This is a genomic window from Colwellia ponticola (genome assembly GCF_005885605.1).
Classification (GTDB): Bacteria; Pseudomonadota; Gammaproteobacteria; order Enterobacterales; family Alteromonadaceae; genus Colwellia; species Colwellia ponticola.
The window spans coordinates 169,495-188,646 of the sequence record NZ_SZVP01000004.1 but is presented as its reverse complement, the minus strand read 5'-3'; the positions used below and the strand labels follow the sequence as shown (position 1 = coordinate 188,646).

The 19,152-nt window shown below is 38.8% G+C and carries 20 protein-coding genes; 11 read left to right on the top strand and 9 right to left on the bottom strand.

What is annotated here, in order from left to right; translation table 11 throughout:
• Nucleotides 1-432 precede the first annotated feature (432 nt).
• The 4 genes from FCS21_RS06925 (at nt 433) to FCS21_RS06910 (ending at nt 4,707) form a co-directional block, all read left to right on the top strand.
• Nucleotides 433-708 carry an OadG family transporter subunit gene (locus FCS21_RS06925; protein ID WP_138621792.1) on the top strand — a complete coding sequence of 92 codons (276 nt, stop codon included), beginning with the start codon at nt 433-435 and terminating at the stop codon, nt 706-708.
• A 66-nt stretch (nt 709-774) separates the two neighbouring features.
• Nucleotides 775-2,571 carry a sodium-extruding oxaloacetate decarboxylase subunit alpha gene (gene oadA / locus FCS21_RS06920; protein WP_138621790.1) on the top strand — a complete coding sequence of 599 codons (1,797 nt, stop codon included), beginning with the start codon at nt 775-777 and terminating at the stop codon, nt 2,569-2,571.
• 12 nt (nt 2,572-2,583) lie between these two features.
• Nucleotides 2,584-3,717 carry a sodium ion-translocating decarboxylase subunit beta gene (locus tag FCS21_RS06915; RefSeq protein ID WP_138621788.1) on the top strand — a complete coding sequence of 378 codons (1,134 nt, stop codon included), beginning with the start codon at nt 2,584-2,586 and terminating at the stop codon, nt 3,715-3,717.
• Between the two features lie 174 nt (nt 3,718-3,891).
• A complete protein-coding gene (locus FCS21_RS06910; RefSeq protein ID WP_503328483.1) occupies nt 3,892-4,707 on the top strand; it encodes a M48 family metallopeptidase in 816 nt (271 codons plus the stop codon).
• Between the two features lie 67 nt (nt 4,708-4,774).
• Here FCS21_RS06910 and pdxH read toward each other — a convergent pair whose 3' ends face one another.
• From pdxH to napE, 8 genes are all read right to left on the bottom strand, one after another.
• Nucleotides 4,775-5,428 carry a pyridoxamine 5'-phosphate oxidase gene (gene pdxH / locus FCS21_RS06905; protein WP_138621786.1) on the bottom strand — a complete coding sequence of 218 codons (654 nt, stop codon included), beginning with the start codon at nt 5,426-5,428 and terminating at the stop codon, nt 4,775-4,777.
• A gap of 133 nt (nt 5,429-5,561) precedes the next feature.
• A complete protein-coding gene (locus FCS21_RS06900; protein ID WP_138621784.1) occupies nt 5,562-5,771 on the bottom strand; it encodes a PA3496 family putative envelope integrity protein in 210 nt (69 codons plus the stop codon).
• Nucleotides 5,772-6,450: 679 nt separating this feature from the next.
• A complete protein-coding gene (locus FCS21_RS06895; RefSeq protein WP_138621783.1) occupies nt 6,451-7,038 on the bottom strand; it encodes a cytochrome c3 family protein in 588 nt (195 codons plus the stop codon).
• Between the two features lie 8 nt (nt 7,039-7,046).
• The gene (locus tag FCS21_RS06890; protein WP_138621781.1) at nt 7,047-7,550 is read right to left on the bottom strand and encodes a nitrate reductase cytochrome c-type subunit; all 504 of its coding nucleotides are present in this window, start codon (nt 7,548-7,550) and stop codon (nt 7,047-7,049) included.
• A gap of 9 nt (nt 7,551-7,559) precedes the next feature.
• On the bottom strand, nt 7,560-10,058 hold the full coding sequence (gene napA, locus FCS21_RS06885; protein ID WP_138621779.1) for a nitrate reductase catalytic subunit NapA: 2,499 nt from the start codon (nt 10,056-10,058) through the stop codon (nt 7,560-7,562).
• 130 nt (nt 10,059-10,188) lie between these two features.
• Entirely contained in the window at nt 10,189-10,485 is a 297-nt protein-coding gene (locus FCS21_RS06880) for a chaperone NapD (RefSeq protein ID WP_138621777.1), read from the bottom strand.
• An 11-nt stretch (nt 10,486-10,496) separates the two neighbouring features.
• Nucleotides 10,497-11,057 carry a ferredoxin-type protein NapF gene (locus FCS21_RS06875; RefSeq protein WP_138621775.1) on the bottom strand — a complete coding sequence of 187 codons (561 nt, stop codon included), beginning with the start codon at nt 11,055-11,057 and terminating at the stop codon, nt 10,497-10,499.
• A gap of 3 nt (nt 11,058-11,060) precedes the next feature.
• Complete coding sequence (napE, locus tag FCS21_RS06870; protein ID WP_138621773.1) at nt 11,061-11,222, bottom strand: periplasmic nitrate reductase, NapE protein; 162 nt, start codon at nt 11,220-11,222, stop codon at nt 11,061-11,063.
• A gap of 313 nt (nt 11,223-11,535) precedes the next feature.
• Here napE and FCS21_RS06865 point away from each other — a divergent pair, with 313 nt between their 5' ends.
• Nucleotides 11,536-13,878, top strand: a complete 2,343-nt coding sequence (locus FCS21_RS06865) for a tRNA(Met) cytidine acetyltransferase TmcA domain-containing protein (protein ID WP_138621771.1) — start codon at nt 11,536-11,538, stop codon at nt 13,876-13,878.
• An 80-nt stretch (nt 13,879-13,958) separates the two neighbouring features.
• Here FCS21_RS06865 and FCS21_RS06860 read toward each other — a convergent pair whose 3' ends face one another.
• Entirely contained in the window at nt 13,959-14,192 is a 234-nt protein-coding gene (locus FCS21_RS06860; RefSeq protein ID WP_138621769.1) for a hypothetical protein, read from the bottom strand.
• 185 nt (nt 14,193-14,377) lie between these two features.
• On the opposite strand from FCS21_RS06860, the gene FCS21_RS06855 reads away from it, so the two are divergent.
• From FCS21_RS06855 to truD, 6 genes are all read left to right on the top strand, one after another.
• Entirely contained in the window at nt 14,378-15,496 is a 1,119-nt protein-coding gene (locus tag FCS21_RS06855; RefSeq protein ID WP_171035648.1) for a beta-ketoacyl-ACP synthase III, read from the top strand.
• Nucleotides 15,497-15,576: 80 nt separating this feature from the next.
• On the top strand, nt 15,577-16,263 hold the full coding sequence (locus tag FCS21_RS06850; RefSeq protein ID WP_138621767.1) for a hypothetical protein: 687 nt from the start codon (nt 15,577-15,579) through the stop codon (nt 16,261-16,263).
• 69 nt (nt 16,264-16,332) lie between these two features.
• Nucleotides 16,333-16,632 carry a cell division protein FtsB gene (gene ftsB, locus FCS21_RS06845; protein ID WP_138621765.1) on the top strand — a complete coding sequence of 100 codons (300 nt, stop codon included), beginning with the start codon at nt 16,333-16,335 and terminating at the stop codon, nt 16,630-16,632.
• Between the two features lie 60 nt (nt 16,633-16,692).
• A complete protein-coding gene (gene ispD / locus FCS21_RS06840; protein WP_138621763.1) occupies nt 16,693-17,451 on the top strand; it encodes a 2-C-methyl-D-erythritol 4-phosphate cytidylyltransferase in 759 nt (252 codons plus the stop codon).
• Nucleotides 17,452-17,467: 16 nt separating this feature from the next.
• Nucleotides 17,468-17,980 (top strand): 2-C-methyl-D-erythritol 2,4-cyclodiphosphate synthase, encoded by a 513-nt coding sequence (ispF, locus tag FCS21_RS06835; RefSeq protein ID WP_138621761.1) that lies wholly within the window; start codon nt 17,468-17,470, stop codon nt 17,978-17,980.
• A gap of 64 nt (nt 17,981-18,044) precedes the next feature.
• Nucleotides 18,045-19,151 carry a tRNA pseudouridine(13) synthase TruD gene (gene truD, locus FCS21_RS06830; protein WP_138621759.1) on the top strand — a complete coding sequence of 369 codons (1,107 nt, stop codon included), beginning with the start codon at nt 18,045-18,047 and terminating at the stop codon, nt 19,149-19,151.
• Nucleotide 19,152 lies beyond the last annotated feature (1 nt).

Below are 19,152 nucleotides of genomic sequence, written 5' to 3'. Positions count from 1 at the left end.
ATCTTTTACTTGTAACGCTTCAATTGGGTTTATCGCTACTGATATTATTACTCGGTATTATTGATTTTTTATCATATTGTCGACCATCAAAAGTTATGTCGGTAGTCCCTCTTTTTTGTTAGAACACTCACTTAATTACCTCTAATATTCCCTTTTTTTGTATATATATTCACTTTTTATGAATGAACTTTGTGGTTGTGTATATTGTATAAAATAGTAGATTACTCTCTAAGAATACTCTACATTCATGGTTTTGATAATGTATACAATATTTAAAGTATGCAAAATTGTCTCGATATATCACTTTTATTGCTGAATATTAGTCGTTTCTAGGGTTGACTTAAATTATTTTTATGAATTTGAATAAAACTGTTTGCAATCTTGTTGGTGGAGTGATTATTCTAATTGTAAGTTTTTTAAACGAGAATAAAAATGGACAATATGCAGCAGCACTTTATAGAAGCTGGAACACTCATGTTAGCGGGAATGGTATTTGTGTTTGCATTTTTAGGTATTCTAATTTTTTTTATTAATACGGTGTTGGCAAGACTCGCGATAAGGTTTCCAGATCCTATCGTGACCCCGACCACTCGCATTAATAAAAAGAATAAGAGTGCTAACGCAAACAGTGGGGATATTTCCCCTCAAGTTGTTGCGGCAATTGGTGGCGCAATAAAGCGTTATCGAACGGAACACGGACAAACGTAATAACGTAAACATACTTGCAACTCTTCTTAATAATCATCATTAAAAATTAGATAAAAGGGCATAAACATGAGTAAGCCATTAGGTATCACCGAAGTTGTTTTAAGAGATGGACATCAGTCAATTCTAGCCACTAGGCTTCGTTTAGCCGACATGCTGCCTATTGCAGCTACGTTAGACGATGTAGGATATTGGTCTATCGAATCCTGGGGTGGTGCAACGTTTGATTCATGCATTCGTTACTTGGGTGAAGACCCGTGGGAGCGTATTCGTGCACTTAAAAAAGCGATGCCTAAAACTAAGCAACAAATGTTATTTCGTGGTCAAAATATTTTAGGCTACCGCCACTATGCTGATGATGTTGTAGAAAAGTTTGTTGAGCGTGCTCATATCAACGGTATTGATGTTTTTAGAATTTTTGATGCGATGAACGATGTTAGAAACTTAAGAACATCAATTAAAGCTGCGGTTAAAGTAGGCGCACATGCACAAGGTACATTAAGTTATACCGAAAGCCCTGTTCATACGCTAGAAGGTTGGTTAACTATGGCTAAACAACTTGAAGATATGGGTGCACATTCGCTTTGTATTAAGGATATGTCTGGTTTATTAAAACCTTATGATGCGGCAGAGTTAATTAGTCGACTCAAAGAAACCGTTGCGTTACCTATTGCGCTACATTGTCATGCTACGACGGGTTTGAGCCTTGCGACTCAAATGAAAGCTATTGATAGCGATGTTGACGTGATAGACACGGCCATTTCTTCAATGAGTATGACTTATGGTCATTCACCCACGGAAACCATTGCTGCTATTGTTGAGGGTACTGTACGTGATTCAGGCCTTAATGTTGAAAAAATGGCGGAAGTTGCCGCATATTTTCGAGATGTAAGACAAAAATATGCCCAATTTGAAGGTAGCTTAAAAGGCGTTGATGCACGTATTTTAACGGCGCAAGTTCCTGGTGGCATGCTAACCAATATGGAAAATCAACTAAAAGAGCAGGGCGCCTCAGATAGATTTGATGATGTGCTAACTGAAATTCCTAAAGTGCGTAAAGATTTAGGTTATATACCTTTGGTAACGCCAACATCGCAAATAGTTGGTACTCAGGCGGTACTTAACATATTAACCGGTGAACGTTATAAGTCGATCACTAAAGAAACTGCTGGCGTATTAAAAGGCGAATATGGCGCTACTCCAGCACCAGTTGATAGTGAATTGCAGTTACGTGTTTTAGATGGTAAAGAGGTTATTACTTGCCGTCCAGCTGATCTATTAGACCCTGAAGTCGATAAATTATCTGAAGAGCTACAGGTTTTAGCAAATGAAAAAAATATCACCTTAGCTGATGACAGTATTGATGATGTATTAACGTATGCTTTATTCCCACAAATAGGGTTGAAATTTTTAGAAAACCGTCATAATTGTGAGGCGTTTGAGCCAATTCCAACAAAAGAAAGCGCTAGTGATAATCAGGGGGCTAAAACCAATAAACCGGCAGTTACATCAGCGCAAAACGGTGCTAAAGAAAACTATGCAGTAAGTGTTGATGGTCAGGTTTTCGATGTCGTTGTCGCACCAGGAGGCTCTATTGAAGGTATAACAGCGGCCACTGATAATACGGCTCAAAAGTCAGCAGCTAGCACAACAGAAGAAACATTAAATGCGCCACTGGCGGGTAATATTTTTAAAGTATTAGTTAATGAAGGCGACCAGGTAGCTGCAGGCGATGTTGTTCTTATTATGGAAGCAATGAAAATGGAAACTGAAATACGTGCTGTTTCTTCAGGCGAAATCGTCTCTTTATTCACCAGAGAAGGTGACTCAGTTGCCGTTGGTGATGCATTACTTAGTTTCTCATAGATAGAGGCCATTATGGATTCATTAAATACTTTATGGTTATCAACCGGCCTAGCAAACTTTGAGCTAGGTCAGGTGATAATGATGCTAGTAGGCTGTGGTTTACTTTATCTTTCTATTGCAAGAAAATTTGAACCATTACTGTTATTACCCATGGGCTTTGGCGCCATTTTAACCAATATCCCTGCGGCAGGCTTTTCAGAAGTGGGCGGCTTATTACACTATATCTACTATGCAGGTATTGATACCGGTATATTTCCACTCATTATCTTTATGGGTGTTGGTGCGATGACCGATTTTAGTGCCCTTATTGCTAACCCTAAAACATTACTTTTAGGTGCTGCAGCACAGTTTGGTATCTTTGCTACCTTATTTGGCGCTATTGCCTTGAATTATGTTCCTGGCATTGAGTTTACCCTTAAAGACGCTTCAGCGATTGCCATTATTGGTGGCGCTGATGGTCCAACGGCTATATTTCTTGCTTCAAAACTCGCACCTGAATTACTGGGCGCTATTGCGGTAGCAGCTTACTCTTATATGGCTTTAGTACCAATTATTCAACCGCCAATAATGAGAGCGTTAACCACCGAAGATGAACGTAAAATAGAAATGGCACAGTTACGTCCTGTAACTAAAATCGAGAAAGTTATTTTCCCGCTTGGTGTATTAATGATGACTATTTTCTTTTTACCTTCCGCTACGCCACTTGTGGGTATGTTCTGTTTAGGTAACTTAATGCGAGAGTCAGGTGTTGTTGATCGATTAAGCACAACTGCTCAAAATGAGCTAATTAACATTACTACTATTTTCTTAGGGTTAGGGGTTGGCTCTAAGCTTAGTTCAGAAGCTTTTTTAAATGTAGAGACCTTAGGTATTTTAGCGCTAGGTGCTGTCGCGTTTTCAATCGGTACTGCGTCAGGGGTGCTGATGGCTAAAACCATGAATAAGCTATCTAACGAGCAAATTAATCCACTTATTGGTGCTGCAGGCGTTTCAGCTGTGCCAATGGCGGCGCGAGTTGCTAATAAAGTCGGCTTAGAAGCAAATCCACATAACTTCTTGTTGATGCATGCCATGGGACCTAACGTTGCAGGTGTTCTTGGCTCTGCTGTCGCTGCGGGTATTTTATTAGCCTTAGTTGGTGGCTAGCACTTATTAGCTTTATAGCGACTTTTTGAATGTGTGTGATGATAAAAAACCGAGCCTGGCTCGGTTTTTTTATGCAGAGTTTTATGTTAAAAAGTAAAAATAGACTAAAAACATTGCTAGCTGATATATTAATAGCCATAACAAAAAAATTTAACAATTGAAGGATGATGTCCAATGATGAAACGTACGCTTATTATGCTTAGCGTGTTGATAGCCCTTAGCGCTTGTTCAAGCTCAAGTACGGGACGAAAGCAAGTGATGTTATTTTCAGATACCGAGCTGGATACTATGGGGGCAGCTTCGTTTGACGATATGAAAAAAAACACGCCAATGAGTGCCGATAAAGCCACTAATGACTTTGTTCAATGTGTTGCTAGCGCCATTACTAAAAATGTTGCTAAATCGGTGCATCAAGGTGATTGGGAAGTCGTTGTTTTTGATTCTGCGCAAGTCAATGCTTTTGCTTTGCCAGGTGGTAAAATAGGTGTTTATACCGGCATTTTAAGCGTCACTGAAAATCAAGATCAATTGGGCGCTATTATTGGTCATGAAGTAGGTCACGTCATTGAACATCACTCTAATGAGCGTTTATCAGCAAATAAATTACAGAACATAGGTATGGCTGCAGCAACCGCAGCAGTTGGTTTTACAGACATCGAAAATAAAGGTCTGTGGATGGCAGGGCTAGGAATTGGCTTACAATATGGTGTAATAATGCCTTATGGTCGAGCTCATGAGAGTGAAGCTGATATTGTTGGTCAAGATCTGATGGCTCGTTCAGGTTTTGATCCAAGTGCAAGCATTAAACTTTGGCAAAATATGGCTAAATTAAGTGATGGGGCGCCAGCAGAGTTTATGTCGACTCACCCATCAAATGAAACACGTATTAAACAGTTAACGAAACACTTAACTAGTTCAATGAAATACTATCAAGCAGGCAATAGACCTAACTGTCAAAAGCCTCAGGTAATTCCAGTACCTAAGGCATAATGAGTGACTAAACCCGACTTACTATAACTTAACTATACTCCCTTACCACGTAAAAATATTTTATGTCTTAAGGGTTTAACTTATAATTAAGCCACTTGTTACCATCTTTTTCAAAACATAAACGATCATGTAAGCGGTTAGCACGCCCTTGCCAAAACTCTATTGCATGAGGTTTAATGCGCCACCCCCCCCAAAACTCAGGGTGTGGCACTTCGCCTTCCGAATATTTCTCTTGATAATGGCTCATCTGCTCTTTTAATTCATTATCATACTTAAGCTTTTGACTTTGTTTTGATGCCCAAGCACCCACTTGGCTACCTCTGTCTCGGCTGTGAAAGTAATCAGCAGATTCTTGTACAGATACTTTTTCTACTGTTCCTTCAATACGAATTTGTCGTTGTAATACGTTCCAATGAAATAATAATGCGACTTTATTATTTTCACTCAACTCTTGGCTTTTACGGCTAGTGTAGTTGGTGAAAAATACAAAACCATCATTATCATAATCTTTAAGTAACACCATACGAGAGCTAGGTTGCCCATCGCTATTACAGCTACTAACAGACATTGCTTCGGGCAGTAAAATACCGGCTTTTTTAGCATCGTCAAACCATAATTCGAATAATTGAGCGGGTGTAGTATCACTCGATAATTCAGGAAGTGGTAAGGCGACGCCTTGGCCAAAAGTAAATAGACAACGTAGTTTTTCAAATAAGGTCATAATAATTACAAGCTAATGAGTGTTAATAATAGGTAGTTATTCTATGCTTAAATTAGCTTGTTGCAAAGTTATATCAAGGTTCTATAAAGGCAGTGTTAGCGTGATGAGAAAAGATGTTTATATTCGCTGTTTCTTACCAATCCTCGCTATCATCAAGTAAACTTTTGAGTAGTTTTTGTTCCCTTAATTCTTCAATACGCTTACGTGCTAACAGATTTTTTTGTGCTTGTTCTTGGATTTTTTTCTCTGTTAAAGTATTGCCGTTTGACTCCTCTTTTTCATCAGCTTCAGTGTCACTATCACTGGTGTCGTCTAAAAAGTCATCGTCTATATCGCTTACCATGGTTGGGTTACCTTTTAATGCAATGGCTATAAAAATTATAGAATGTATATTGCTTAACATAGGTAATAACGTTGCTATTTTCAATATCCAATGACAAAAAAATATAAAATTATTACGAATAATTACTATTAATTTTTTTACAGGTGATTTTATATTAGGTCTCGATAAAAAAATGCTAATACGTTATCAGACAATGAACGGTATAATTGACTATAGTGATGTTAAATTTGGTGATTAAGTCGCAGATAGCTAATTAAATTTCATAATGTGGTTGTTAAAGTTTATTGCTAATAGGTTTGCCTTTATTCATGCTTGACTTTATTTTTAATTTATACCAATTTAATTAAATTTATTCCTAACACAGAGCAAGCTCCCAAGGGGAGTAGCTAATAAAAGATAAAGGCTTACATGTGGCGTTATTGATTTTGACAAGGACGCTACACGAAGGTAGCTTATTAGAGAATGCAGGACGCACATTCTCCTGAATAACCATTCTTTTCAATCAATGCCTTACCTCTAAACCTTTTAATGCTCGCTGACTGGGAAATAACTTAATCAACTTGGTATTAGTATGTATTTAATTATCAATACAAAACGTATGATAGTTAATCAAGTAATAAAAAAACCAGTGACAAGCACTGGTTTTGATAAAGCATATTACTAAGTTACTGTTGTAGTATTACCAACCTTCTACACCTTTCATATCAGGTAATTCGTGAGCAATACCTTTATGACAATCAATACAGGTTTTTTCACCGGAGGCCAATGCGGTTGAGTGTTGATAAGCAGCACGTTCACTTTGCTCGGTAAAATCCATATAATCGAAATTATGGCAGTTACGACATTCTAATGAATCATTGGCTTTTAAGCGCTCCCATTCATGTTGGGCTAAGCGTTTACGTTGTACTAAAAACTTCTCTCGAGTATTTATAGTGCCAAAAATAGCCCCCCATACTTCTTTAGAGGCTTTCATCTTACGGGCTATTTTATCGGTCCAGTTATGAGGTACATGACAATCAGGGCAGGTTGCTCTTACGCCTGAACGGTTAGTAAAGTGTATGGTAGTTTTTAGCTCCTCATAAACGTTATTTTCCATTTCATGGCATGAGATACAAAATTTTTCAGTATTGGTTACTTCTAAGGCCGTGTTAAAACCACCCCAAAAAATGATACCGGCAATAAAACCGCCAATAACTAAAGCACCCAAGCTATAGTAGCCGCTAGGTCTAGTGAGCGTTCGCCACCCTATTAATAATATATTCTTCATGATGGCTCCTAATGTTGCTCTGTAGTGGCAGTTTTTTCTTTCATTAAGCTGTGCATATCAGTGAAGGTGTTTTCTACTAAAGGCTCTGCATCAAGCTGCGTTATATGGCACTGGTTACAAAAGTAACGACGAGGTGACACATCGGCTAAAAAGTTGCCATCGCGATCCATATAATGGGTAACGCTGACCATAGGTGCTTGAGACTTTTCTGTGCGGTGACGTGAGTGACAAGACATACACTTATTATTGTTCAAATTCACTTCATAACTACGGGTAGTATGAGGAATAACAGGTGGCTGCATGGGATAATTACGTCCTTGCTTAATATCTTTATTTACTACTTTGGGTATGCTATTGGGCTCTTTTTGACGATCAATAGGAGTGCTATCTCTGAGCGTTGCTAGAGAGTTTACGGTATTTTTATCAGCGGCACTGGCATTTAGAGAGAACATCATAGGGGCTATCGCCAGCATTAATAAACTGGCAATCACAGCGAGGTTAATTTTTTTCATGTCAGACTCCTAAACTTTAACAATTTTGATAGCACATTTTTTATAATCCGTTTGTTTTGATAACGGATCCGTGGCATCTAATGTCACTTTATTGAGTAGGCGACTAGCATCAAACCAGGGCATAAACACTAAACCAATTGGTGGCTTATTACGGCCTCTCGTTTCTACCCGTGTTTGTACTTCACCGCGACGAGAAATAAGTTTTACTAAATCACCACGGCGCATACCACGTTTTTTAGCATCATCAGGGTGCATATAAACTAAGGCATCTGGCATCGACTTATATAGCTCTGGTACACGTTGTGTCATGGAGCCTGAATGCCAATGTTCTAATACACGACCTGTTGATAACCATAAGTCGTATTCTTCATCAGGCGACTCTGCTGCCGGCTCATAAGGCAGGGCGAAAATAACAGCACGACCATCTGGTTTACCATAAAAGTCCCAGCCACTACCCGGTTTAGCGTAAGGGTCTGAGCCCTCCTTAAAGCGCCACTTCGTTTCTTTGCCATTAACGACAGGCCAGCGTAAACCACGCTCTTGGTGGTATCTATCATAAGGAGCTAAATCATGTGCATGACCTCGACCAAAAGTTGCATACTCTTCAAATAAGCCTTTTTGGATATAGAAACCAAAATCACGTGACTCATGATTTAAGCGATCTTCGGGTATCTCATCAAGTGAGAACCTACCAACAGCAGAGTCTTTATAAAGTACGTCAAATAATGTTTTACCACGTACGTCAGGCTTTTTAGCAATAAGTTCTTCGGGCCAAACGTCTTCAACGTTAAAGCGTTTAGAAAATTCGACTAACTGCCATAAATCTGATTTAGCTCCATTTGGCGCTTCAACCATCTGATACCAGGATTGAGTGCGGCGCTCAGCATTACCATAAACCCCTTCTTTTTCTACCCACATTGCGGTCGGTAAAATTAAGTCAGCCGCTTGTGCAGTGACGGTAGGATAAGGGTCTGAGACAACGATAAAGTTTTTAGGATTACGATAGCCAGGGTAAGCTTCTTCATTAATATTGGCAGCGGCCTGCATATTGTTATTACATTGCACCCAATAAAAGTTTAACTTGCCATCTTTTAACATGCGATTTTGTAATACTGCATGATAGCCTGGCTTAGGTGGCACTGTGCCTTCAGGTAATTGCCAAATTTTCTCTGCGATTGCTCTATGCTTAGGGTTTTTAACCACCATGTCAGCAGGTAATCGATGGGAGAAAGTACCTACTTCACGCGCCGTACCACAAGCTGAGGGTTGGCCTGTTAATGAAAATGGGCTGTTGCCTGGTTCAGATATTTTACCGGTTAATAAGTGAATGTTATAACAAAGGTTATTGGCCCACACACCACGAGTGTGTTGGTTAAAGCCCATGGTCCAAAAAGAAGTGACTTTAATTTTTGGATCGGCATAAAGCTCAGCTAATGCTTTTAGTTTATGCTCTGGCACACCTGATAATTTAGCGGTGTATTCAAGGGTATAAGTGCTGACAAATTTAGCGTATTCATCAAAGTTTATTGGTGTTGAACTACCTGATGTTTCGCCATTATTTTTCGCTCTTTGCTCTAACTCATGCTCAGGGCGTAATCCATAACCAATATCGGTTTCACCTAATCTAAAGTTAGTATGCTTGTTAACAAAGTCTGTATTAACACGGTCAGTTTGAATAATGTAGTTAGCAATGTAATTTAAAATGGCTAAATCAGTTTGTGGCGTGAAGACTATGCCGTTATCTGCTAAATCAAAACTTCGGTGCTCAAAAGTAGATAACACGGCCACTTTTACATGCGGCGCACTTAAACGGCGATCAGTTAAACGAGTCCATAAAATGGGATGCATTTCGGCCATGTTTGAGCCCCATAATACAAACGCATCTGCGGCTTCTAAATCATCGTAACAGCCCATAGGTTCATCAATACCAAAGGTACGCATAAAACCACCGACAGCTGATGCCATACAGTGACGCGCATTAGGGTCTATATTGTTGGTACGAAAGCCTGCTTTCATTAACTTAACAGCGGCATAACCCTCTTGTACTGTCCATTGACCAGAGCCAAACATACCGAGCGCTTCTGGACCATCTTTTTTCAATGCATCTTTAGCTTTTTCAGCCATCACATCAAATGCTTTGTCCCAAGACACAGGGGCAAACTCACCTGCTTTGTCGTATTTTCCATTGGTCATACGTAGCAATGGTGTTGTTAATCGATCTTTACCGTACATAATCTTCGATAGGAAGTAACCTTTAACACAATTTAATCCTTTATTTACCGGTGATTTAATATCTCCGTGTGTAGCTACTACTTTGCCATCCATAACACCGACATTAACACTACAGCCAGTACCACAAAAACGACAAGGCGCTTTATCCCACTTTAGCTTGGTAATATCTGAGCTGGTAATTAAGTTTGATGCGATAGCAGGTACGGATACCCCAGCAACAGCCGCCGCTGCGGCAATAGCATTAGCTTTAATAAATTCTCGGCGATTAATTGTCATGGTGCTACCTTCTTCTTGCGTTATTTGTGTTTTACGGTAAATAGGGCTATGTTTTTTATTTATATCGTTGTTACGTTTATTACCTTTATAATATAAATGGGTTAATTATTTTACTTACTTACTTGGTAAGTCAGCTATTGTGTGCGACCTTGTCATCACCACTTTCATCAAGCACTTGATGGTAAACAGGTGATAAATTAATAATGCCTTTGTGTACTCTAATCAGATCCATCTTTTTGCCAATATCTTTATAGCTATTACCTTCTATAGTAAAAACTATTTTGCCTTCCTCGCTGGTTGCATGTATTTCAGTGCCGTCAACAGCAACAATTGCTGCTTTAACATCATCTAGCTGCGTAAATATAGGATAAGCAACTAAACTAGCAACATGATATTCAGAGGCGGTATTTAGGGTATTTTTTGTCATAGGTATCTCTTCTAATTAGTCGCGTTGGCTGGCGTTGAGTTGAAAGTAAAGGCGATAGCATCTTGAGGGCAAACCTTGATACAAGCGCCACACTGAGTGCAATCAAGGAGATGTAAACTAGGCTGGGGAATACTTGAGTCAAGATAGTTAAATTTGATGACGCTGGTTTCACATTCATCGCGGCAACTTTGGCAATAAATATTGTTTTTCGCTAAACATTTATCACTAATTTCTAATGTGGTAGGCCAAGCTTTTTCACCGCTATTTACAGGCTCATTATCAGCAAAAGCACCTGAAAAAAGTGGTTGTTCACACACCTCGATACACTTATTACAAAAGCTACACTCACCTAAACTGAAATCAACTTTGGGGAAACCCTGTTCATCTTTAACAATAATATTCGTTTCACACTGGCTAATGCAGTCTTGGCATTGGGTACAACCTGAGGTAAACACCGCTTCGTTAACTACCCAAGGTAAGCGTATTTCTTGCTTAGCTTTTATTTGGCCGCGAAAAAAACGTCTTTTTGACGGATCAGCTAAACGTGCTGTTGTAGGGGGGTTGATAGACATATTTTAAGCGCCTGGTGGGCCGAAAAATATGTGGCTTATCCAAACAGCAAAGCCAAAACCAGCAACGATAATGACAGATAAGATAGGTGCTAAAAACACAGCAAGAAAAATAAAGGTATTTCGCTCATGCTTTTTTTGTTGTTCAGGCGATGTAGCTTGGTTCATAATATTCTCAACGTTTATGATAAAGATAAATTACGTTATAGCTAAACTAATATGCGTAGTAGGTATGCGTATAGGGCTAAGCTTGCTTTACTGGTAATAAACACTGTTGATTGATTAATTTTTATTCATCTTAATCGTTTGTTAAAGACACTCAGTTGACCTACATCAAGCTTTCCAGTTTAATCATAAAATAATGATTCATTGTATAGCTCAATATATAGACCATAGGTGCTTTTTAAGCAACATAGCGTTTTTTTGCCTGAGCGTTGTTGAAAAGCTCATTAATGGTACACACTTTAGGACACTAAAAAAGATGATAGCAGTACCCGATTTTTTATCTTGGTTTAAAGACTTCGCTCATGCAGCGTTAGTCAACAATGAACGACGTTTAGTGGTTTTATCAGGTAATGAGCAATGGGCGCTATCTTTATTGACATCTATTGATCTGGTAGCGGCTACTTTAGCGAATAAAACGCCAGTATCATCAGCGAGCCTTTCAGCTCAAAGCACTCTTAATACTCAAGACAAAACTGCTTTTCAAAGCTCTATTGAACATGAAGCAAGCTGTCTTATTTATAGTGATAATCCATTATTGCCTGCTAATGTGCCGCAAAAACGTTACCGAGATAAGTTAGGTAGTGAAAGTGATGTTATTATTTTTGCCGACAGTCAGTTGACCATTGATGCTTTTGCCGCGCTATCAGGTACATTAAAAGCAGGCGGTATATTTTTCTTAGTGCTACCTAAATTACCCATATTAAATGAACAATCACTATTAAAAGAAAAAACTGAGCCAACACGTTTTTTTAAGCGCTTTTATTCATTAATAAAAGCCATGCCTAGCCATACTATTATCACTGAATCTGACCTTACGCCTTTAGTCCATAGTACTGATTTTTCCTTATCAGTAAAAGCAACGTTAAGTTCAACTTATCCGTTAGGCTGTGTGACTAAAGAGCAATACAGTGCGGTTTTAGCCATCGAAAAAGTTATCTCAGGACACCGAAAAAGACCCTTAGTGTTAACGGCTGATCGTGGTCGGGGGAAATCTTCAGCGTTAGCTATTGCCTGTGCTCAGCTAATGAAATCCCATCAGCAGCAACTATTTACTATTGTCATTACCGCACCTGATACTCAGGCGTTGTCCGTTTTTTATCAACAACTCAAGCAGTGTCTACCTGATGCTGAGCAGCAACAGAACATTATTGTGTTGGGTAAGGCGCAGTTAACTTTTATACCCGTTGATCAATTAATAAAAACAGTCGATAAAGTTAACCTTGTTTTAGTTGATGAAGCAGCAGGGATCCCTGTTTATTTATTGGAGCAATTACTAGGTAGTTATCATCGAATGGTTTTCTCCAGTACTGTGCACGGTTATGAGGGAGCAGGGCGTGGTTTCACCTTGAAGTTTCAAAAAATACTTACTCGGTTATGCCCACAGTGGCAAAGTTTACACTTGCATCAGCCTATTCGCTGGCGACAAAATGATCCACTTGAGCAGTTAGTTTTTGATGCTTGTTTACTTAATGCTGAGTTACCTCAGTTAAGTTCGACATTAACTAAAGTATTAACTAAAACGTCATCAAAAAGTATAACAAAAGGCTTAACAAAAACATCAACAGCCCCGTTATTAAGTGAAGGGGTATTCAAAGTTATTAGTGCTGACGCATTAGTTGCTAATGAGGCGTTGTTACAACAAGTTTTTGCTATATTAGTGACCGCACATTATCAAACAAAGCCGAGTGATTTACAGCTCTTACTCGATAATCGACAAGTCCAGTTAGCGGTTTTTTTCTCTGATAGCAATGATAATGCACAATTACTTGCCGTTGCGCTATTAATGCAAGAAGGTAAAGATGCTGGCGTAAATGAAGCTGATATTAAGGCAATAAAACATGGCCAACGTCGTTTGCGTAATCATTTTTTACCCCAATCATTATTGAGTCACTGTGGGTTTGAACAGGCATTTAATTATAACTATCTACGTATTATGCGTATTGCCGTGCACCCACAAATGCAGTATTTAGGCTTAGGCTCTACACTCCTTAATAATATAGAGCATTTGGCGATAGCGCAGGGCGCAGACTTTATTGGCGCTAGCTTTGGTATTAACCCTGACTTACTTTCATTTTGGCTTAATAGCGGCTTTGCTACCGCTAGAATAGGGTTTACTAAAGACAAAGCCAGTGGTGAGCATTCCGCTTTATTGATTAAGAGTATTAAGACGCAAAGTAAGCAAGCACAACAAGTACTACAAAAGAATTTTTATCGAAGCTTTGATTATCTACTACTCGAAGAATATAAAACCTTACCGACAGCATTAGTCAGTTTACTATTAAAACAAAATACTAGTGAAGAATTAATCAGCTTGTCTGCACTGGATATGGCTAATGTTCACGCATTTTCAAAAGGAGAGCGGCTATATAGTAGTTGCTGTTATAGCTTATATTTATGGCTAAAGCATGACTTGTTGGCGCATGATGAAAACATTTCTTGTCAAGTTAAGCAGGATGCTTTAGTACTCATTGCTCGATTGATACAAAAGCATGACAGCGATACTATTTGCCAGCAATTTTCTTTCACAGGCAAGAAAATGCTTAATAAACATATTAAAGATTATGTAAGTAAACGCCTTAAGCAATGCGAGTTACACTAAGTTAACTCATTGCAGTGCTTGGGTTAGCGTCGTGGGTGGTTAACAACATGCAGAGCCATAAGCAAAGTCATTTGATGCTGTTAAGCACACAATATTTCTTCTTCATTGTTAGACGCATTGAGCGTATTAGTGGTATGACTGTTGGTGTTGGTACTGCGAGCAAGTAAATTGTGCCAAATGACGTTCTTCGCATTAGCATTTAAACATTTACAATCACCGCAATGTAGTAAGCCTGAATTAAGTAAATTGGCGAGTAAATCACTTGAGATCTCTAGCTGTACTTTGTTGATATCATTTGTTGTTATAGTGGCCATATCGACTTCCCCCTAATTATTCTCTATAAGTAAGAGTATAAGCAAAGAAATAACTATATGCAAATGATAATCACTATCATTTGATTGCCATTGAAATATTATGTTATTTCATACTGGGTATTAAGTGGATTCAGCTTAGTACATAAATTACAATGGTATCTATCCCTTGTTTTAAGAGACCTATTATGGCAGTAGTTATTAGCGGCACTGGTTTATACACACCAACGCAGAGTATATCCAATGAAGAACTGGTTGATTGTTTTAACCAATACGTAGAAAAATTTAATCGCAATCATAGCAAAGATATTGAGGAGGGGAGAGTCGCTGCACTAGCTCCTTCAGATAGCAGCTTTATTGAAAAGGCTTCAGGTATTAAAAGCCGCTATGTTATGGCGAAAGAAGATATTTTAAATGTTGATGTTATGTCACCACGTTATACCGAGCGTAGTAACGACGAACTGTCAATGCAGGCTGAAATAGGTGTCGCTGCAGCTAAAGCAGCCATGCTAGCTGCGAATAAAACACCTGCCGATATTGACCTTATTATTGTTGCTTGTGCGTATACGCAGCGCTCTTATCCGGCAATGGCAATTGAAATACAACAGGCGCTTGGTTGTGGTGGTTGGGGGTTTGACATGTTAGTTGCTTGCTCAGCGGCAACTTTTGGCATAATCAATGCAGCTAATGCCATTCGCAGTGGCACCGCCAAAACAGTGTTAGTGATTAACCCTGAAATATTATCACCGCAAGTGAATTATCGCGACAGAGACAGCCACTTTATTTTTGGTGATGTGGCAACCGCTTCTATTATTGAAGATGAAAGTACTGCCAATGCTGAGCACGTCTTTAAAATTATTAGTGAAAAACCAATGACCCGCTTCTCTAATAATATTCGTAGTAATATTGGTTATATGAATAACTGTAGTCCTGAACATGTTAATGATGTTGATAAGCTTTTTATTCAACAAGGACGTAAAGTTTTTAAAGAAGTATTGCCTATGGTATCAGAGTTAATTACTAGCGAAATGGCTAAAATGGAGCTGGGCGCTAATGATATTAAACGACTCTACTTACATCAAGCTAATAGTACTATGAATAACTTTATAGCTAAAAAAGTACTAGGCAGAGAGCCAAAAAGTCATGAAGCACCTATTATTTTGGATGAGTATGCCAATACTAGTTCAGCAGGTTGTATCGTTGCTTTACACAAAAACAAGCAAGGTTTAGTGACTGGCGACAAGAGCGTATTATGTTCTTTTGGTGCGGGTTACTCAGCTTGTTGTTTATTATTAGAATATGTTTAAAGTTACTTAGAGTTACCTAAAATCATTACGGGTAGGTAGATTTGAGTTAAGGTCTTAGCTAAAGGGTTAGAGTAATCAATATGTCACAATCTAGCCTTTGGCAAATACACACACAGACAGGGGACTTTGCCGAACTTTGCAATGGTCTTTATCAGCGAGAAACTGCCGCTATTGCCAAGGGAAATTTTGTTAGTGCACAGGCGGTACAATTACGTATAGCGAGTTTACCTTATTATATAAACCGTACAGCGCACGCTATGATGGAGGTTGTTGCTCAAGGTTATTCACCATTGTTACTCGATACACAAAATGCAAGTTGGTCTGCTAAGCAAAGTAAAAAAAGTCCATGGACTGATCAGTTTGCTGAACGACACGTTAGTGGCGATAATGAACAAGGAAATGATGCTGAATACGCCAAGACAGTTCGTTGGTATTTACAAGCAGATATTGCCCCAGGTCTTGTAGTACCGGTACTGTTAGCGGACCACATTATTATTGATTGTATTGATCGGGTCGATGTTCAACAAAACAGAATACGCACCAATGTTGCGGGTTGGTTTTCGTTAACCAGGGATGCATACCTTAACGACGGTCAAATGGGCTGTAAGCGCCTGCTCAAGCCAAATAAAAAAATAATGATCTCAGCGTGTGCTGGTCATTGCTGGCAAGGCAATAGCAAGCAACTTCCTATTATTCCTACCCTGAGGGAATTATTACTATCTTGCTCTATTAATTGGAAAAATTTCAAAAAACCGTTAGTTATTTAACTCTGCCGTTAGATAGGTATAATAATGGTGATACTATCGTCTTTTCTCTTTTTCTTTATTTAGGTTGTCATGCGCGTATTCACAACAATATTGGTGATATTACTAGTGTTATTACAATACCGACTCTGGTTTGGTAAAAATAGTGTGCCTGACTACCTCGTTCTCAAAGAAAACATTATTCGACAACAAGGTACTAATGAAAAGTTACGGCAGCGAAATAAGTTATTGTTTGCTGATACCGACGATTTAAAACTAGGACTTGAGGCGGTTGAAGAAAGAGCAAGGAACGAGTTAGGCATGATTAAAGAAAACGAAACTTTCTTTCGTCTTATCCCTAAAGAGAATAATAATCGTAATTCTAATAACTAAATAACTAAATAACTAAATAACTAAATAAACAACTAAACAAATAAGCAAGGTAGCTTTTTAATGGCGTCTATATCCAAATTTATTGCTATTATACCCGCAGCAGGCGTAGGTAAACGCATGCAAGCAAATTGTCCTAAGCAATACCTTTGCATTAATAACCAAACTATTTTAACTCATACCGTAACAAAGCTATTAACTCACCCCTTAATTAGCCAAGTGGTTATTGTGTTGGGCGCTAATGATGAATACTTTGCCCAATCACCTTTAGCGCATCATCCGGATATTATACGTGTCACTGGCGGCACTGAGAGAGTTAATTCGGTACTCAATGGTTTAAAGGCGGTTAATGCTGAACAATACCCTTGGGTATTAGTGCATGATGCGGCGCGACCTTGTGTTAGTCACCAAGATATCGATAACTTAATTGCTCAGTGCTTAGCAAATAATCACGGCGGTATTTTAGCAACACCGGTTCGAGATACCATGAAACGTGGCGTGTTCGTTAAAGATGCTAAAAGCAATGTTTCAAAAAGTATCAACCTTATCGATAATACGGTTGAACGCGAGCAGTTATGGCATGCATTAACACCACAATTATATAAAACTAATGAACTAAGGTTTGCTATTGAACAAGCCTTAGCAAATGGCGTTGCTATAACTGATGAAGCGTCGGCTATTGAGCAAGCCAACTTACCGAGTTTATTGGTTTCTGCGAGTAGTGAAAATATAAAAATAACACACCCTAATGACTTAGCCTTAGCTGAGTTCTATTTAGCTAAACAAGCTGAGCAACTTAACAAGTCAACAGCCCCGAAGTAAAGTAAAAGGACAGAAAATGCGTATAGGTCATGGTTTTGATGTACATAAGTTTGGCGGTAAAGGTCCTTTAGTACTTGGTGGTGTAGAAATTCCCTTTGAGCAAGGCTTTATTGCTCACTCTGATGGCGACGTTGCTATTCATGCCCTTTGTGATGCTATTTTAGGTGCTCTGTGTTTAGCAGATATTGGTAATCATTTTCCTGATACCGACGGTCAATATAAAAATATTTCCAGCAGAATTTTATTGCGACATGTGGTGTCGTTAATGACAGAAAAGGGTTTTGAATTAGGTAATGCGGATATTACCATTGTCGCACAAGCACCGAAAATAGCGCCGCATTTATTAGCGATGCGCACCTGTTTAAGTGAAGATTTAAATACCCGTATTGATCAGGTTAATGTCAAAGCTACTACCACTGAAAAATTGGGATATACCGGGCGAAAAGAAGGAATATCGGTACATGCAGTGGTGTTATTAATAGCAACAGAGCAAGCCTTTTCACCTATTGAAGAAGTTCAACATATTTAGTTGACGTTATCACTGTAATACTACTTTTAGCGCAGCTTACACAGAATTTAAGAAGATTAATAACATGCCAACAGAACAAGCCTACCTACACGGAAAACCAGCGTCGAGCGGTTTATTACGTAGTCAAATAACTGATTTTAAAGTTGTTGAAGTACTGCCTTTTTTACCTTGCGGCGAGGGAGAGCACTTATTTATTTATATTAGAAAAACGGGGGCCAATACCTTATTTGTGGCGCGAGAGCTAGCTAAGTATTTTCAAGTAAAAGAGCAGTTAGTGTCTTATGCGGGTTTAAAAGACCGTTTTGCCGTTACTGAGCAGTGGTTTGGTGTGCATGTGCCAGGTAAGCAAGAGTATGACTTAACTGACTTGGTTATCGAGGGTGTAGAAATATTATCCTATAAACGACACAATAAAAAATTACGTACTGGTGCCTTATTAGGTAACCGCTTCGAACTTATTTTACGTGAAGTCACCGAAATAAAAGCCTTAACGCAACGCTGGCAAAAAATTGTTGAGCAAGGCGTTCCTAATTACTTTGGAGAACAACGTTTTGGTATTGACGGTGGTAATATTGAGCGTGCTTTAGGATTATTTTCAGGCCAAAAAGTAAAAGATAAGAAAAAGCGGGGTATTTATTTATCTGCGGCTCGTTCACATATTTTTAATAGTGTGCTGAACGAACGTATTGAACAAGGCTGCTTTAATAACGTTGTTGCTGGTGATGTATTAATGCTAGCGGGCACGCAGTCGGTATTTCATCTTGATGAGGTTGATAGTACTATTACTCAACGTTTTATTGATAAAGATGTTGATATTACTGCGCCTATGTGGGGCGCAGGTGAGCTGATGACCAGTGGTGAGCCATTAGCTTTGGAACAAAAAGTAGCAGAGCAAAACGTAGCGTTTTGCCAAGGGTTACCTCGGTTTGGTTTAAAGCAAGAACGACGCCGTATTCGCTTAACGGTAAGTGATACTGCTATTGAGTTGTTACCTTTTAAAGAGTTGCCTTCTGAGAACTTAGCTAAAGTAAGTAATGCGGTTAAAATAAGCTTCTTTTTACCTGCGGGTTGTTATGCCACAACTGTTTTACGTGAGTTATTAAGCTATCAAGACATGACCGCACGTATTGATAAAAGAGCAGTAACACCTCATCAGCAGGTATTGAGCTAAC